Raw genomic sequence first — 15,986 nt, forward strand, 5'->3', positions numbered from 1 at the left:
TAACCTTAACCACAGCTTTTTAACCTGAGGTTTCTGCTGATCTGCGGAGGCTCAGAATTAAACCAAACTATAACATGACTACAAAAGCATCAAAAATTATCTATACTATAACTGATGAAGCGCCGGCGTTAGCTACGCGTTCATTCTTACCTATAGTTCAGGCTTTCACAAAAGCTGCTGATATTGAAGTAGAAACGAGAGACATTTCATTGGCTGGCCGTATCATCGCTGCCTTCCCGGAGAACCTGACGGCAGAGCAGAAGCAGAACGACGACCTGGCGTACCTGGGCGATCTGGCTAAAACGCCGGAGGCGAACATCATCAAATTGCCAAACATCAGTGCCTCTATCCCACAGCTTACGGAGGCCATAAAAGAGCTTCAGGCGCAGGGCTATAACATTCCGGATTACCCTGCTGACCCAAAAAATGATGCAGAGAAAGATGCGAAAGCGCGTTATGCAAAGATCCTGGGCAGTGCTGTAAACCCGGTATTGCGCGAAGGTAACTCTGATCGCCGGGTGGCGGATGCCGTGAAGCAGTACGCTAAAAAACACCCACACTCGATGGGTGCCTGGTCATCAGATTCTAAAACGCACGTGGCTCACATGAGCGGCGGCGACTTCTATGGCACAGAGCAGTCTGTTGTGGTTGACAAAGCGACGGATGTGCGCATCGAGTTTGTTGGCGCGAACGGCACAACTTCAGTGCTGAAAGACAAAGTGGCTCTGAAAGCCGGCGAAGTGATGGACTCCTCGGTGATGAGCAAAAACGCGCTTCGTTCTTTCCTGGAGAAAGAGGTCGAAGATGCGAAGAACAACAACATCCTGCTGTCGCTGCACCTGAAGGCAACCATGATGAAGGTGTCTGACCCTATTATGTTCGGCCACGCGGTAACCGTTTTCTTTAAAGATACTTTTGCCAAGCACGCCGCTACTTTTAAAGAAATTGGCGTGGATGCCAATAACGGATTGGGCGATGTGTATGCCAAAATACAAAACCTTCCTGCAGAAAAGCGTGCAGAAATTGAAGCTGACCTGAAAGCGGAGATGGCTAACCGCCCTGAACTGGCGATGGTAAACTCTGACAAAGGCATTACTAACCTGCACGTACCAAGCGACGTGATCATCGACGCCTCTATGCCGGCAGCGATTCGTTCGTCTGGTAAAATGTGGGGAGCTGATGGCAAACTGCACGACACCAAAGCGATCATTCCGGACCGTTCGTATGCACAGATTTACCAGGAAGTGATCCAGTTCTGCAAAGAGAACGGCGCTTTCGACCCGACAACGATGGGTACTGTGCCGAACATTGGTTTGATGGCGCAGAAAGCGGAAGAGTATGGCTCGCATGACAAAACATTCGAAATGGCGGAAGCCGGTACGGTGCGTATAGTTGATGCGAACGGCAACACGCTGATGGAGCAGAAAGTAGAGCAGGGCGATATTTTCAGAGCTTGCCAGACCAAAGACCTGCCTATTCAGGACTGGGTGAAGCTGGCTGTTACAAGAGCAAGAATTACCAACACACCTGCTATCTTCTGGTTAGACCCGCAGCGTGCACACGATTCTAACCTGATCAAGAAAGCAGAAAAATACCTGCAGGACCACGACACGAACGGTCTTGAGATCAAGATCATGTCTCCGGTAGAAGCGATGCGTTATACGTGCGAGCGTGCCAAAGCTGGTAAAGACACTATCTCGGTAACCGGTAACGTACTCCGCGACTACCTGACTGACCTGTTCCCGATCATCGAACTTGGTACAAGCGCAAAAATGCTTTCTATCGTTCCGTTGCTGGATGGCGGTGGTCTGTTCGAGACAGGTGCCGGTGGATCTGCACCGAAGCACGTGGAGCAGTTTATCGAAGAAAACTACCTGCGTTGGGATTCGCTTGGTGAGTTCTTAGCCCTTGCTGTATCGCTGGAAGACCTGGCTTACAAGACCAAAAACGAGAAGGCAGAGGTATTGGCAGAAGCGCTGAACAAAGCCAACGCTGAGTTCCTGGAGAAAGATAAGTCGCCGGCCCGTAAAGTGGGTGGTATCGATAACCGTGGCAGCCATTTCTACCTGGCGATGTACTGGGCACAGGCACTTGCCGAGCAAACCAAAAACCAGGAACTGAAAGACCGCTTCACGAAACTGGCGCAGGAGCTGACCGACAACGAGCAGAAGATCGTGGACGAGCAGATCGCAGCACAAGGCAAGCCAGTTGATATCGGCGGTTACTACCACCCGAACGAAGAAAAAACCAGCAAAGCGATGAGACCGAGTGAAACGCTGAATGCTGCTTTAGCTAACTTCTAAGCTGAATTGCTAAGTATAAAATGAGAAAGGCTGCCTGAGCGATCGGGTAGCCTTTTTTGATTATTGATATTAAATATTTAACTATATATCTATTTAATGCTTTTTTAGGTATTTTTAATTATGAGCAGCAGAAACAACCTTATTTCTACAGTCTTGGGTATATCCATCTTACTCGCAATTCTGTCAGGTTATATTTTTAGTAATAAACATTATTATTTATATCATCCTGAAAGAGGCAAGAGTGAGATTTCAAAAGAGCTTTATGAAACTAATAAGAAGTCTACACAATTTTTTAAAAAAGAAAGTGAGTTTAACCTTGAAGCTGCTTTAATTTGTGGGGCTCTGGTAATTGCTGCAGGCTTCCTAATTTCAGGTTTAAATTTAATGAAGATAGTTAAAGAGACTCGCTCTAAAACTACAAGTCTGACTCCTGCTGAACAATATGAGCAGTTCTTTGGTCAACCATATAAAGAAGAATAGCTTAACTCTCGATGCCGCAAGTTTAGCGTCAGCGTAACTTGTGGCTGACTATGGGGCCAGTTTGTAACTGGCGTTTATCAAAACTATACATCCTGCAGTTGCAAACTGCCGCCATACCCACCACCAGTTACCGCTTCGCTCAAATTGGCGGTATAACTATAATTTGGTTGTAACCTGCATCTATAGTTACGGTATAATTTTTACCATGGGCCGAAACTATAAAATCAGTGACCAAAGCCAATTACATTTCATCTCATTTGCAACTGTAAACTGGATAGATGTTTTTACAAGATCTACCTACAAAGACATTATAGTTGACAGCCTGAATTATTGCGTCAAGAACAAAGGGCTGGAAGTTTATGCCTGGTGTATTATGTCTAATCACGTCCATCTGATCATTGGCTCACAAACTGCTAATCAATCTGAAATTATCCGCGACCTGAAAAAGCATACTTCTAAAACTATAGTTAAAGCTATAGTCGATGATCCTCAGGAGAGCCGTAAAGAATGGATGCTGTGGATGTTTGAGCGGGAAGGCAAACGTAATGGTAATAACCAGACTTTCCAGTTCTGGCAGCAGCACAACCAGCCTGTCGAGCTAAACTCAAATTTCCTGATGGAGCAGAAGCTAAACTATATTCATAATAACCCTGTAGAAGCTGGTTTTGTGCGAGAACCGCAGAATTACCCTTATAGCAGCGCTATAGATTATGCCGGTCAAAAAGGAATGGTTAATATTATACTTCTAAGCTAGCCATACCCCAGTTTGAGCGCAGCGGTAACTGGGGGTAGAGCATGGTGGCAGTTTGCAACTGCCATAAGTATGGTTTCGATGAACGCCAGTTACAAACTGGCCCCATACTTAGCCACAAGTTGCGCTGACGCTAAACTTGCGGCATAAATAAAACACAACCTTTCCCGCTAAAGCATGTTACAAACCAAAGGTAACTCTAAGCAACTATGGAAAGTAACAACACATCAGCATCACAAACACCAACTATAGTTATAGCGGGAGCCACCGGGCATCTGGGAGGTCTTATAACACAGTCACTTCTCGATAAAGGGGCTACTGTACGTGTACTGGTCCGGCCTGAGAGTGATGCAGGTAAAGTAAACTCATTGCAAAAAGCAGGCGCGACTATCTGGGCAGTAGATTTCCATAATGCTGCTGAATTAACGAAAGCCTGCGAAGGAGCAAACTGTGTGGTTTCGGCCTTATCGGGGCTGCATTATGTTATAGTTGGTATCCAGACGTTGTTACTAGATGCGGCTGTTGCAGCCGGTGTGCCCCGCTTCATCCCTTCCGACTTTGCCATTGATTTCACAAAGCTGCCTTATGGCAATAACCGCAACCTGGATTTCAGGAAAGAATTTAAAGAGCGTTTAGACAAAGCTCCTATAGCTGCGACTTCTATCTTATGTGGCATGTTCGCCGATCTGCTTACCGGGCAGGCGCCCATAGTTTTGTTCCCGATTAAAAAGGTGATGTACTATGGCAATCCTGAACAACTCATGGATTTTACAACTATACAAAACACAGCCGACTATACCGCCGCCGCAGCGCTTGACCCAACCACACCGCGTTACCTGCGCATTGCCGGCGATGTACTGAATGCACATGGTTTAAAAGAAGCTGCTAGTAAGGCTATAGGAGAAGAGTTTGGTTTGTTTCGGGTTGGTGGTTTGGGCTTATTGAATACCATCATCAAGATTGCAAAAGCGCTTACACCTACTGGTAAAGAAGTATTTCCAGCCTGGCAGGGCATGCAATACATGCGCGATATGTTTAGTGGCCTGCCAAAACTGGAACCCTTAGATAACGATCGCTATCCTGAAATAAAATGGATCACGGTAGCTGAAGTGCTGTCTAAACGATAAAGATTACAACTATAGATAACCCATTATTATCAACTATAAAGGGAAAGTGGCAGCTAACTATGGCTGTTCCTTTTTTAATCGTATAACTAAATACCTCCCTCCAGCATCTTAATGTCCCAAAAGTATCCGCGACTTCGTTCTGCCAGAGGGTTTGGGTTCCTTAACCAGCCTGCCTGGCACGAAGCCTAGAATGGCTGAGGTCGGGAAAGCGTGTAGGAAGACGCGGGCTTAGCCCGCAGCACATAGATGGTGTAGGTGTAGAGCGCGTGCTTGCGGTAAATAATAGGCACCTGCTTCGCCTCCACTAAGTCGTAGTGCAGGTACAGATGTGCAGGTAAGTCGGCTCTATCGGTTACAAAAATGGTGTTCTGGGGAATCTTCGGCCAGCCGCTGGCCGACCAGATCACAAACTGGTTATACTTTTTAGCATCGCAGATACAGCGCACGTTGGTGTTGCCCGAATAAAATGCCAGCAGCGAAGTCACCTGGTAATCTATGCCGGTTATCTGAAATGGAGCCAGGGTAGCATGTTTGGTACTCAATTGCTTTACCCGTTGCCCTAGTTGCTGCCACCCCGCCAGGCGCTTTAGGCCATCGTTGCGCACCGTAACTATACGACTCAGTCCTGTATAATCCTGCAGCATAGGATAGAGGAAAAACAGCCAGCATACGCCTGTCAGGCAAAAGGCTATACGTGCTTGCAGAAAACGTTTTTCTTGTACAATCAGGTAGGCAATTCCAATCGGGAGTAGCAGGCAGCCTATGTTATACCAATTAACCTCTACGCGCTTCACCAGCGCCACGCACGTAAACAGCAGCAGGCTTCCGACAGTTGGGATAAGAAGGAGCGTGAGTTTTTGTTTATCTGCTGGGGGAAAAGGCCGGAATTTGAAACTTAAGACACGCAAAAGAAGGAGCAGGAAGAAGGGCGAGTTCATTAGAATAAAACCGCCGAAAAGCTCTGCCAGGTTCTTTGCTGTGTGGGGAATGACCATTTCCGATCCGGCTCCCGCCAACTGCATCAGGTGCCGCTGCATGATCCAGTTGTGGTTGTAATTCCACCAAAATTGCGGCAGGTTAAAAGCCAGCACAAGCGTCAGTACCAATGTCTGCCCGGCCAGGTAACGCTTGCCGCCCCGAAGAAAGAAGGGCACCAGCAGGAAGAGCAGGAAGAAAAGCATGGCCTGCTTCGAAAGGCAGCCCAACCCGAAGCTAAGTCCGGTAAGCATCCAATAACGCAACGTGTTGTGTTGCAAAGCTTTCAGGAAGAAGTAAAGCGTAGTTACCCAAAAGAAAAGTAACAGCGAGTCGGTGGTGAAAAAGGTGGAAGCCAGCATGAAGTAGGGCATTATGCTGAGAATCATGGTGGCCAGAGACGCGAGCAGTTTATCGTCGAAAAGCAGCAGACTGACCTTATACAGTGCGTAAAGCGTGGCAGCCCCAAAAGTTAAGGCCGTCATCCTGATCACGAGTTCATGACTTCCGAAAATGGAACTGGTTAGCAGGTTTACCCAGGCTATAAGAGGTGGCTTTGAGTAATAAGCCCAATCCGGATGCTTAGACCAGAGCCAGTACTGCGCTTCTTCCGAAAATAAGTTGTATCCTGAAAGCAGGAATCCTATTCGAAAGCAACCGTACAGGCACCAGTAAGCAACCCGGGAAGTAAAGGACATCTGTTGTGTAAGTATATTGTATTTTTTAGCTATATTTTATTGAGCATGTAAACTTTTAAACGAACTTTTCAGAAAGCTGTTCAGGCATTGGAGATAAAAGTGTAGTTAGCAGAAAAGCATAATGAACCGGAGGTTTAGAAGCGGCGTAAGACACCTATAAAACAAAAGCGGCAGCCATAGTTGGCTGCCGCTTTTGCTATCGTAGAAACGCAACATTTTGCGTCGTAATTCAGACCATTAATACCCAAAAAGCTCTTTTAATGTCAGCTGCTTCACTTTGCCGTATTTCTCCAGTTCTTTAAAGTTCAGCTTGTCTTTAGAGCCGATCACAAGTATAGCCTGTGGCTGGGCTCTTACATACTTCTGCTGGAACTCCTTCATCTGGTCAAAAGTCATGGTGTTGGCGCTTTGGTACACATCCTGACGGATATCGTACGTCAGGCCCAGCTTTTTAGCACGCTCGTAATTGAACAGGATATCGGATTTGGTGATGCGCTCTGTAGAAATGCTGTTACGAAGCGCCGCCTGTGCGTTCTGGAAGTTTGCATCTGCCAGTGGCATATCCGTTAATAAAGCCTGCATACCAGCCATGGCTTCAGATAGTTTATCGGCCTGCGCCCCGATGTACGACACCAGGTAGTTAGCGCGATCTTTCTTGGCCGCTGTACTATAGCTTGAGTAAGTAGAGTAGGCAAGCGCTTTAGACTCACGCAGGTCCTGGAACACGATGCCGCCCATGTACTCGTTATACAAACGCACAACCGGAATAATGTCTTTGCTGTAAGGTACAGATTTGCTCAGGAATATCATCTCGGCCTGCACCATGTTATAGTCTGCCCAGTATACAGTCGGTTGTGTAAAGTCGATCTCCTTAAATACTTTCTCGGCAGGTACCGGCTTTAATGTGGCTGGTACGTTATGGCCCGCGTTAAGAGCAACTGTCAGCTTATCTGTTTCACGTGGACCGTAGTATAGTACGCGGTGTTCGTAGGTCGGAATGCTCTTGATGATGTTTACCAATTCCTGTGGTTTTACAGCCTTCAGTTCTTTCTCGCTTAGTACCGTGTTGAACGGGTTCTTCGGGCCATACTTGGCATAGTTCATCATGGCTTGCTGCAGAATAACGCCTTTGTTTTTCTTGGCATCATCGCGGGCTTTCAGCATACCGGCCACCATATCGTTCAAGGCCTTCTGGTCTGGTTTTGCATTGGCTAATACACTCTCGAACAGGTTCAGGCCTTTCTCGAAGTTCTCATCCAAACCTGTTAAGCTTACATACACCTGGTCTCCTGAAGAGAAAACATCAAACGAAGTGCCCAGCTTGTAAAACTCTTTCTGTAGTTCTTCGGCAGTATACTTGTCGGTACCCAGGTACTTCAGGTAGTTAACGGCCATGCCCAGTTTAGGGTCGTTGTTGGTGCCCATATCCAGGATGTAGTATAGCTGGAACAGGCCGTTGTCTTTGTTTTTAGTGTAAAGCAGCGGAATGTTTTGCTTCAGTTTTGACTCTGTGATGTCTTTTTTATAGTCGATGAACACAGGCTGCAGTGGTGCTACTTCTTTCGCCATAAACGCTTTGTAGTAATCCGACTGTGCATCACGGTTAACAGCAACCGGTGTAATGGCAGGCTTTTCTACTTTTTGTGCGTTAGGGTCTTTGCCAGTCTTCTTATAGATCAGCACATAGTTATTGTTATTGAAATACTTGTTTGCCACATCCATTACATCCTGCTTGGTGATCTGTGCATACGCTTCAGGGCGGCTAACATATTTATCCCAGGGCATATCATAAATAAAAGCAGATACAAAGGCATCAGCGCGGTTGCTGTTGTCTTCATAGGCTTTCATGGTGTTTATTTTGTCGTTGTTCACCACAGCCTGTAGCAGCGACTCATCAAACTGGCCTTTCTTGATCAGGTCAAGCTGCTGCAATAACAGGTCCCGAACCTGGTCTAAGGTCTGGCCCTGGCGTGGCATACCCGTCATACGGAACATGCCGTAATCTTTCATCGGGGTATCATAGGCATAAGCCTGTAGCACTTTCTGCTGCTGGTTCAGGTTAAGGTCTACTAAACCGGCCTGGCCGTTATAAAGCAAATTGCTGATCATCTGGATCACCAAGGCATCCTTAGAGTTGATGTCCGGTGTACGGAAAGCGATGGATACGTTCTCTGCATCCGGGCCCAGTACTTCCTTCACGATCGGCTTCTGGATCGGTTTCTCCTGGGCAACATCAAATGCGGGCTCAGGCTGCTTCTCCATAGTTCCCCAGTACTTGTCAATCAGTTTTATAGTTTGGTCGAAATCAATGTCGCCGCTCATGGCAATGGCCATGTTGTTCGGAATGTAGTACTTGTTATAATACTTTTTGATCTCGGTGATAGACGGGTTTTTCAGGTGCTCAATCGTTCCTATAGTTGACTGTGAACCATACTGGTGTGTCGGGAAAAGGGCTGCGCTGATCGCTTCCTGCACTTTCCAGCCATCGTTATCCAGCGTACGGTTTTTCTCTTCGTATACTGCTTCCAGTTCGGTATGGAAAATACGAGGTACCATGTCAGCAAAACGGTCTGCTTCCAGTTCTACCCAGCGCTCCAGTTGGTTGCTCGGGATGTCGTTTACATACACGGTCTGGTCTACCCAGGTATATGCGTTCGTTCCTTTTGCTCCGATAGCACCTAAAATCTTATCGTACTCGTTGGCAATGGCATACGTAGCAGCTACACCCGAAACTGAGTCTATTTGGGCGTATATTTTTTTGCGGGCTGCCTCGTCTTTTGTTGCTCTGTACTTTTCGTAAAGTGCTTCTATTTTATCCAGCTCTACTTTCTCTTTTTCCCAGTTCTGGGTACCCAGTTCGGTAGTGCCTTTAAACACCATGTGCTCCAGGTAGTGCGCCAGGCCGGTAGCATCGGCAGGGTCGTTTTTAGCGCCGGCACGCACTGCAATGTATGTCTGTATGCGTGGTGCTTCTTCGTAATCCGTTAAGTAAACTTTCAGGCCGTTATCCAGGGTATAGATGCGGGCATTCAGCGGGTCGTTTGGCGCTGTTTCGTATTTGTACTCCTTTTCGGTTTTGACCGCAGAGGAAGCCTCGGTTGTTGCCTGTGTCTGGTTGATCTCATTTTTACACTGGGTTAATGTAAAAGCAGACGCAACCAAAAACAGAGATAATCCCTTTTTGACTGTCATAGTTTGGTTTTTAAGTAATGATGTAACTATACGAAGATAGTTTATTACAGATTAAAAATCAGTATCCAGGCCGAAGCGCTGTTTCATATCTACAATAACCGGGAATTTCTCTGCCAGGTAGTTGAATTTATCCTGCGAAGTATAGAGTTTTCGGCTATCGTCCTGCACTTCTACTACCTCTGCCCGCAGCTTAATCGTTCTGTTACCGGTTTCGCTTCTCAGCTCCCGAACTATATCCCGGTAAATGGCTGTAAACTGGTCCATCATCACGTGGTTATCCAGGTGCAGGATGATCTCGTTATCAGGCCCCATATGATACTGGCGGTTCAGGAGTGTAAACTCCATCATATTCTCAGCCTTCTTACGGCGCAGTATTGCATGCCAGACCGTTTTCAGCCTTGCCTCATCTATGGGCACTATAGCGCCATAGTTTGTATCCTCTTCCTCGGCAGCTGCTGCAACTTCGGCTACGGCAGCAGGGGCATTATTCAGGTCTTTTAAACTAGGCAGTTTGCTTAGCTTTTTTGGCGGCGGCAGCTGCACTTTTGCACGCGATGGCTCCGGGGCAGCCTGTGCCTTTGGTGCAATATGCGCATCCGGGGTTACCTCTACAGGCTTAGGTGGTTGCTGTAAACCTTCAGACGGCACCTGGTTTGGTACGTGTGGCTGCTGCAACTGCTCCGACGGCACATTGCCCGGCGCAGGCTGTTGCATCTGCTGCGATGGAACCGTGCCCTGTGCATGAGCAGGCTGCATTACTGCAGAAGGAATGGCACCTGAAGATGCGGTAGAGGCGGGTGCCGGCGCTGCTACCTTAGCTTTTTTACGTCTGCTCCTTCGTTAGCAAAACTCAGGGCTGCGTTCAGGTGTGCCAGTTTCATCAGGCATAACTCTACATGCAGGCGCTGGTTCTTGCTGCTTTTATAGTTGGTGTCGCAGGTGCTTACCACGTTCAGGCCCGATAACAGGAACGAAACCGTAGACTTCTGAGATTGCTCGGCATATTTCGCTTTAATATTATCCGACACTTCCAGCAACTGTACCGTCTGCACATCTTTGCACACCAGTAAACTACGGAAATGCTCTGCTATACCCACCAGGAAGTTATGCGCATCAAAACCATTCTTCAGAATTTCGTCGAATAACAACAAAGCGCCCGGAAGATTTTGCTCCAGCAGATGGTCTGTCAAACGGAAATAGTAATCGTAATCAAGTATGTGCAGGTTCTCGACAGTAGCTTTGTAGGTGACATTGCTTCCCGAGAAGGTTACCATCTGGTCGAAGATCGACAGGGCATCGCGCAGGGCTCCGTCTGCTTTCTGAGAGATCAGGTGCAGGGCATCCGGCTCAGCCTGTATACTTTCTTTCTGGGCTATACTTCCCAAATGGCGCACCATATCATCTATCCTGATTCTGTTAAAATCGAAGATCTGGCAACGCGAAAGTATAGTTGGGATGATTTTGTGGCGCTCCGTAGTAGCAAGTATAAAAATGGCGTAGCTCGGCGGCTCTTCCAGGGTCTTCAGGAATGCGTTAAAGGCCTGGTTCGAGAGCATGTGCACCTCATCTATAATATAGATCTTGTACTTGCCGGTTTGCGGCGCATAACGCACCTGCTCCACCAGGTTGCGGATATCCTCTACTGAGTTGTTGGAAGCCGCATCGAGCTCATGGATATTAAATGAGCTGTTGCTGTTAAAGCTGCGGCACGATTCGCACTCGTTGCAGGCTTCTGTTTCCGGGGAGATATTCTGGCAGTTAATGGTTTTTGCCAAGATACGGGCACAAGTCGTTTTGCCCACACCACGCGGCCCGCAGAAAAGGAAAGCCTGCGCCAGATGCTTGCTGCTGATGGCGTTTTTAAGGGTGTTGGTGATATGGTGCTGCCCCACCACGCTATCGAACGTGGCCGGACGGTATTTACGCGCTGATACTACAAAATTTTCCATTACTACAAAGATAACGATTCTGAAGCTCAGTTGCGACGGCTTTTTATCCAGCAGTTTTCCATAGAGTTATCCACTTTTTTATACTTCCATAACAACAGCTGTAGCAGAATAATGCACTGACGATTCAGCTAAATAGAGTGTTAAAAGCGGGTTTGTTTTATTAAGAAATCAGGAGTGTTAAGATTGTATATTTTTTATAGTTGCTATAGTTGAGTAAGTTCTTTATTAACCTCTTGGTGTTCTGCTGCTTTGTAAGCAGGTTCTTTTGGGGATCGCGGGGTTTAAAGCCTGTAATAAGTTAATATCCAAATATATGTATATCTGATTTGCAGGTGTAAGATAACTTAAAATTCTTAAGAAGTATATAATTATACCATTTTTAATTTATATAATTAAAATGATCAACATATTGAAATATAGCACGTAGATGATTGAATTATTCCTGTAGAATCTTTAACACTTTAACAATAAGTTTATGAAAACACGATTACGTGCTTATTCGCGGCTGGCCCTGCTACTGGCTATGCTGTTCGGAAGTTTGTTTTCCTATGCACAGGGAAATAGCCAGGCCGGGAAAAAAGAAATCCCACAGGTTGCTCTTGAGCATATCAGGAACAACAAGCAGAAACTCAATGTGAACGATGAAGACATTTCAGACTTAGAGCTTAGCAGTGAAACAGACAGTAAGAAAAGTGGTGTAAAGCATTACTACATAAAACAGCTTTACCAGGGTGTAGAGATCTACGGCGCCATTACCAACCTGAGCATTAACCGGGAAGGCAGTGTAATTAATGTGGGCAACCGGTTTCATAAAGAGATAGGTAAGAAAGTAAAAGGAGACCAGCCAGGGTTAGATGCCGCTGGGGCAGTGGCAGCAGCAGCCAGGTACCTGGGATTATCAGTTAAGGGGTCGTTAACCGTACTTGAAAGAGGTAAGGGCAGAAATAAAGAAGTTACCTTCTCGAAAGCCGGTATTTCGCTGGAGCCTATAGCTGCCAGACTGGTTTACCAGCCCATGCCGGATGGTAGCTTAAGACTGGCCTGGGAGGTATCTATTTACGAACTGGATGCGCTTAACTGGTGGAATTTAAGATTGGATGCTACCACCGGCGAAGTACTGGATAAAGACAACATGGTGGTGCATTGCCAGTTCGAGAATAATGGCCCGGGTGGCAAATTTTTGCATGACGAACATGATCACACGCTTATACCTCCTTATGTAGCAGCGCCACAGGCAGTGCCGGCCATGATGGCAACAAGCAATGCCTATAATGTGTATGCCATGCCCCTCGAGAGCCCAAGCCATGGCAGCCGCTCTTTGGTAAGCACTTCCGCTGCTGATGCCAAGGCATCTCCAAAAGGCTGGCACCACTCCCCGGAAGGTACATTTACAACTACACGTGGTAACAACGTATTTGCCTACGAAGACCCGGACAACAACAACAACTATACAATAAACTATAGCCCGGATGGTGGTGCCAGCTTTAATTTTGATTTTCCGATAGATTTTACGAAGCAGCCGGTAACGTACAGAGATGCGGCAACTTCCAATTTGTTTTACTGGAACAACATGGTACATGATGTCTGGTACCAGTATGGGTTTGATGAAATGAGCGGCAACTTCCAGTATGATATATTTGGGAGAGGCGGCAAAGGCAATGACCCGGTTTTAGCGGAAGCGCAGGACAGCAGAAATATACCACTCCCTCCGCCTGGAGTAACTACCCGTAACAATGCCAACTTCTCAACCCCAAGAGATGGTTTTGTTCCGCGTATGCAGATGTACCTGTGGGATGGTATTCCTGATCCGGACTTGTTCAGTGTTACAGCGCCAGCAACTATAGCTGGTAGTTATGTTGCCGTGCAGGCTGCCTTTGGTCCGAGACTGACCTCAACGCCTGTAACAGGAAAGCTTGTGGTGGCACAGGCTGGTACCGGTAACCCGGCAGAAGGGTGTAGTGCTTACTCTAACGCGGCCGCCATTGCCGGAAACATTGCGGTTATTTACAGAGGTAGCTGCGAGTTTGGCGTAAAAGTTTTAAATGCTCAGAATGCAGGAGCTATAGCAGCTATAGTTATCAATAATCAACCGGGTGCTTCGTCAATGGGTGTGGGCGCAACAACTACTCCAATAACTATATCATCTGTTATGGTGAGCCCTGAAACGGGAGCAAAACTTGTGGAGCAATTAAATAATGGTGTTGAAGTTCTGGTAAAATTAAAAGACGATGGCTCCGGACCGGAATTCGATGGCGACCTTGATAACGGTATTATAGTTCATGAGTATGGCCACGGTATCTCAAACCGTTTAACAGGCGGACCAGATGTAACAGGTTGTTTAGCTTCGGCAGTGCTTATCAATAATGTAGTTGTTAGTACCGAGCAGATGGGAGAAGGCTGGAGCGATTGGTTTGGACTGATGATGACCATGAGGCAAGGCGACACCCGCGAAAAAGTTAGAGGCATTGGTACGTACGTATCAGCGCAGCCAACTACAGGTAACGGCATCAGGCCGGCACCTTACAGTACCAGTTTCGGGGTAAATAATTTTACGTATGCTGCCACAAATAACCCAGCCATATCTGCTCCTCACGGTGTAGGTTTTGTGTGGGCTACCATGCTCTGGGACATGACCTGGGACCTGATAGATAAGTATGGTTACGACCCAGATCTTTACAACGGAACAGGTGGTAACAACATGGCCATGCAACTGGTAATTGACGGGCTTAAGCTGCAACCATGCAGACCAGGTTTTGTAGACGGACGCAATGCGATATTGCTGGCAGACAGAATGAATAACGAAGGTGCCAACCAGGAACTGATCTGGAAAGCTTTTGCAAAACGTGGATTAGGGTTTAGTGCCAGCCAGGGCTCAAATCTTAGAAGGGATGACCAGGTGCAGGCTTTTGATCTGCCTGCTACGTATGCCTGCACCATACCTTTAAATGTAGCTGCTGTGCAGTCTTCTACAATTTATACCGGCGGAGTAGCTAACAACCTGTACATTGGTTATGGTCCTAAAAGTGTAGTGCTTCAGGCCAGTGGCGATGCGACAAATACTTATAGCTGGAGCCCGGCAACTGGTTTAAGCAACGCTAAAATTGCAAACCCTGTGTTTACGCCGACCGCTGCCGGTACTTATACATTTACCGTTACTGCCACAAATGCGGACCAATGCATTAAAACAAAAACCATAACTATAAATGTGGTAGATGTGCGTTGCGGCGATAACAAGAAGAGAGACAAAGTACTGGTATGCGTTGATGGGGAGAACAACTGTGCAGATTCGAAAGCTGTGAATATGATGCTGACCAAAGCGGGCGGTAAGTTAGGTGATTGCAACCTGAATATCAGTGCCCCTGTTACGGCAACAACAGTGTCAGAATTAGCTGTAGCTGAAACAGATGATTTTGTGCAGAGTTATCCGAACCCATTCTCTGAAAGTACTACCATCGTATTTAAGGCAAAAGAAACCGGCTATACAGTACTGAAAGTTTATGATATAACCGGCCGCGAGATAGAAACTCTGTTTGAAGGTAATGCCGAGCGTGGTGTGACGTACAACCATAGCTTTAAAGCCGGAGATAAGCGGGCAGGGATATACATTTACAAAATCGTTAACGGGAACACAAGCCGTTCAGGAACGATGGTTCTGATCAAGTAACTTTTCATTTTAAAACAACATTGGATCAGGCTGTAGCTTTACCTGCTACAGCCTGATTTTTGTTTTTTTACACATCAGCTTTCAAGAAGCAGGTTTTTATAAGGGTTTCAATTGTTACTTTACATTTAACAGAACTCTAAACTGATGCATAGTAATAGTATAATGTTAATTTTCTGATATGAGTAAAATAAGGAAACAATACTTGTTTAGCTTATTCAGACTGTTATGTATAAAAAGGTGCATGTTACCTTTTGCCCTTTTTATTCCTGTGTTATGATTTTCTGAAGTATTAGCTTTAGTCATCAGTCAGTAATCTAATGCAGGTGTTGTATCTAAAAGCCCAGCCCATGAAAAATTTCTTCAGCCTATTTGTGAGATTTATATTGTTGCTGGTTGCCTTGCTAAAAGTTGACCTGGTAATGGGGCAGGAGATAGCCGCTGCTAAAGATAAGGCTGAACTATACGTGGCTGCTAAAATCTCGGATAGCCCGTTCGGGCAAGAGTCTGGTCACACCACAACTATAGCAAAGAGTAAAGCTGCTATTGAGAAACAACCTACCACGCTCGGTAATACATCAGAAACTGAGAGATTAAAACTATGGGTTGCCCATAAAACATTCAGTACTAAAAAAACACTGGGCTTTACCTTAAAGCAGCCTGGTAACTATAAACTGGAGGTGCTTGATATGCAGGGAACTATAGTTGCTGTGCTAGGCGAGGGTTTCGGGCAGGAGAGGGAGGAACTGACGTTCCAGTTTAAAGGAGAGAAGCTGCCAGCAGGAACCTATATTGGCAGGCTTATAACAGAGGACGAAGTAACTTCTACCCGGTTTATTCTAAAGTAACC

Annotated in this window: 10 protein-coding genes; 6 read left to right on the top strand and 4 right to left on the bottom strand. The window is 46.4% G+C overall.

The window, feature by feature from the left end; translation table 11 throughout:
• Nucleotides 1-74 precede the first annotated feature (74 nt).
• The 4 genes from GSQ66_RS17780 (at nucleotide 75) to GSQ66_RS17795 (ending at nucleotide 4,661) form a co-directional block, all read left to right on the top strand.
• Nucleotides 75-2,303: an NADP-dependent isocitrate dehydrogenase gene (locus GSQ66_RS17780; protein WP_162428688.1), complete on the top strand. Its 2,229-nt coding sequence runs from the start codon at nucleotides 75-77 to the stop codon at nucleotides 2,301-2,303.
• 120 nt (nucleotides 2,304-2,423) lie between these two features.
• Entirely contained in the window at nucleotides 2,424-2,783 is a 360-nt protein-coding gene (locus tag GSQ66_RS17785) for a hypothetical protein (RefSeq protein WP_162428689.1), read from the top strand.
• 205 nt (nucleotides 2,784-2,988) lie between these two features.
• Nucleotides 2,989-3,537, top strand: a complete 549-nt coding sequence (locus GSQ66_RS17790; RefSeq protein ID WP_162429135.1) for an REP-associated tyrosine transposase — start codon at nucleotides 2,989-2,991, stop codon at nucleotides 3,535-3,537.
• A 206-nt stretch (nucleotides 3,538-3,743) separates the two neighbouring features.
• A complete protein-coding gene (locus GSQ66_RS17795; RefSeq protein ID WP_162428690.1) occupies nucleotides 3,744-4,661 on the top strand; it encodes an NmrA family NAD(P)-binding protein in 918 nt (305 codons plus the stop codon).
• Between the two features lie 185 nt (nucleotides 4,662-4,846).
• On the opposite strand, the gene GSQ66_RS17800 is transcribed toward GSQ66_RS17795, so the two are convergent.
• The 4 genes from GSQ66_RS17800 to GSQ66_RS17815 form a co-directional block, all read right to left on the bottom strand.
• Entirely contained in the window at nucleotides 4,847-6,334 is a 1,488-nt protein-coding gene (locus GSQ66_RS17800) for a glycosyltransferase family 39 protein (RefSeq protein WP_162428691.1), read from the bottom strand.
• Between the two features lie 237 nt (nucleotides 6,335-6,571).
• Complete coding sequence (locus GSQ66_RS17805; RefSeq protein WP_162428692.1) at nucleotides 6,572-9,526, bottom strand: M16 family metallopeptidase; 2,955 nt, start codon at nucleotides 9,524-9,526, stop codon at nucleotides 6,572-6,574.
• Nucleotides 9,527-9,577: 51 nt separating this feature from the next.
• Nucleotides 9,578-10,282 (bottom strand): hypothetical protein, encoded by a 705-nt coding sequence (locus GSQ66_RS17810; RefSeq protein ID WP_162428693.1) that lies wholly within the window; start codon nucleotides 10,280-10,282, stop codon nucleotides 9,578-9,580.
• Between the two features lie 53 nt (nucleotides 10,283-10,335).
• Nucleotides 10,336-11,475 carry a DNA polymerase III subunit gamma/tau gene (locus GSQ66_RS17815; RefSeq protein ID WP_162428694.1) on the bottom strand — a complete coding sequence of 380 codons (1,140 nt, stop codon included), beginning with the start codon at nucleotides 11,473-11,475 and terminating at the stop codon, nucleotides 10,336-10,338.
• Nucleotides 11,476-11,950: 475 nt separating this feature from the next.
• On the opposite strand from GSQ66_RS17815, the gene GSQ66_RS17820 reads away from it, so the two are divergent.
• Together GSQ66_RS17820 and GSQ66_RS17825 are read left to right on the top strand one after the other, a co-directional pair.
• Nucleotides 11,951-15,139 carry a T9SS-dependent M36 family metallopeptidase gene (locus GSQ66_RS17820; RefSeq protein ID WP_162428695.1) on the top strand — a complete coding sequence of 1,063 codons (3,189 nt, stop codon included), beginning with the start codon at nucleotides 11,951-11,953 and terminating at the stop codon, nucleotides 15,137-15,139.
• A 347-nt stretch (nucleotides 15,140-15,486) separates the two neighbouring features.
• The gene (locus tag GSQ66_RS17825) at nucleotides 15,487-15,984 is read left to right on the top strand and encodes a T9SS type A sorting domain-containing protein (RefSeq protein ID WP_162428696.1); all 498 of its coding nucleotides are present in this window, start codon (nucleotides 15,487-15,489) and stop codon (nucleotides 15,982-15,984) included.
• The last annotated feature ends 2 nt before the right edge of the window (nucleotides 15,985-15,986 follow it).

The sequence above is a fragment of the Pontibacter pudoricolor genome, assembly GCF_010092985.1.
GTDB lineage: Bacteria > Bacteroidota > Bacteroidia > Cytophagales > Hymenobacteraceae > Pontibacter > Pontibacter pudoricolor.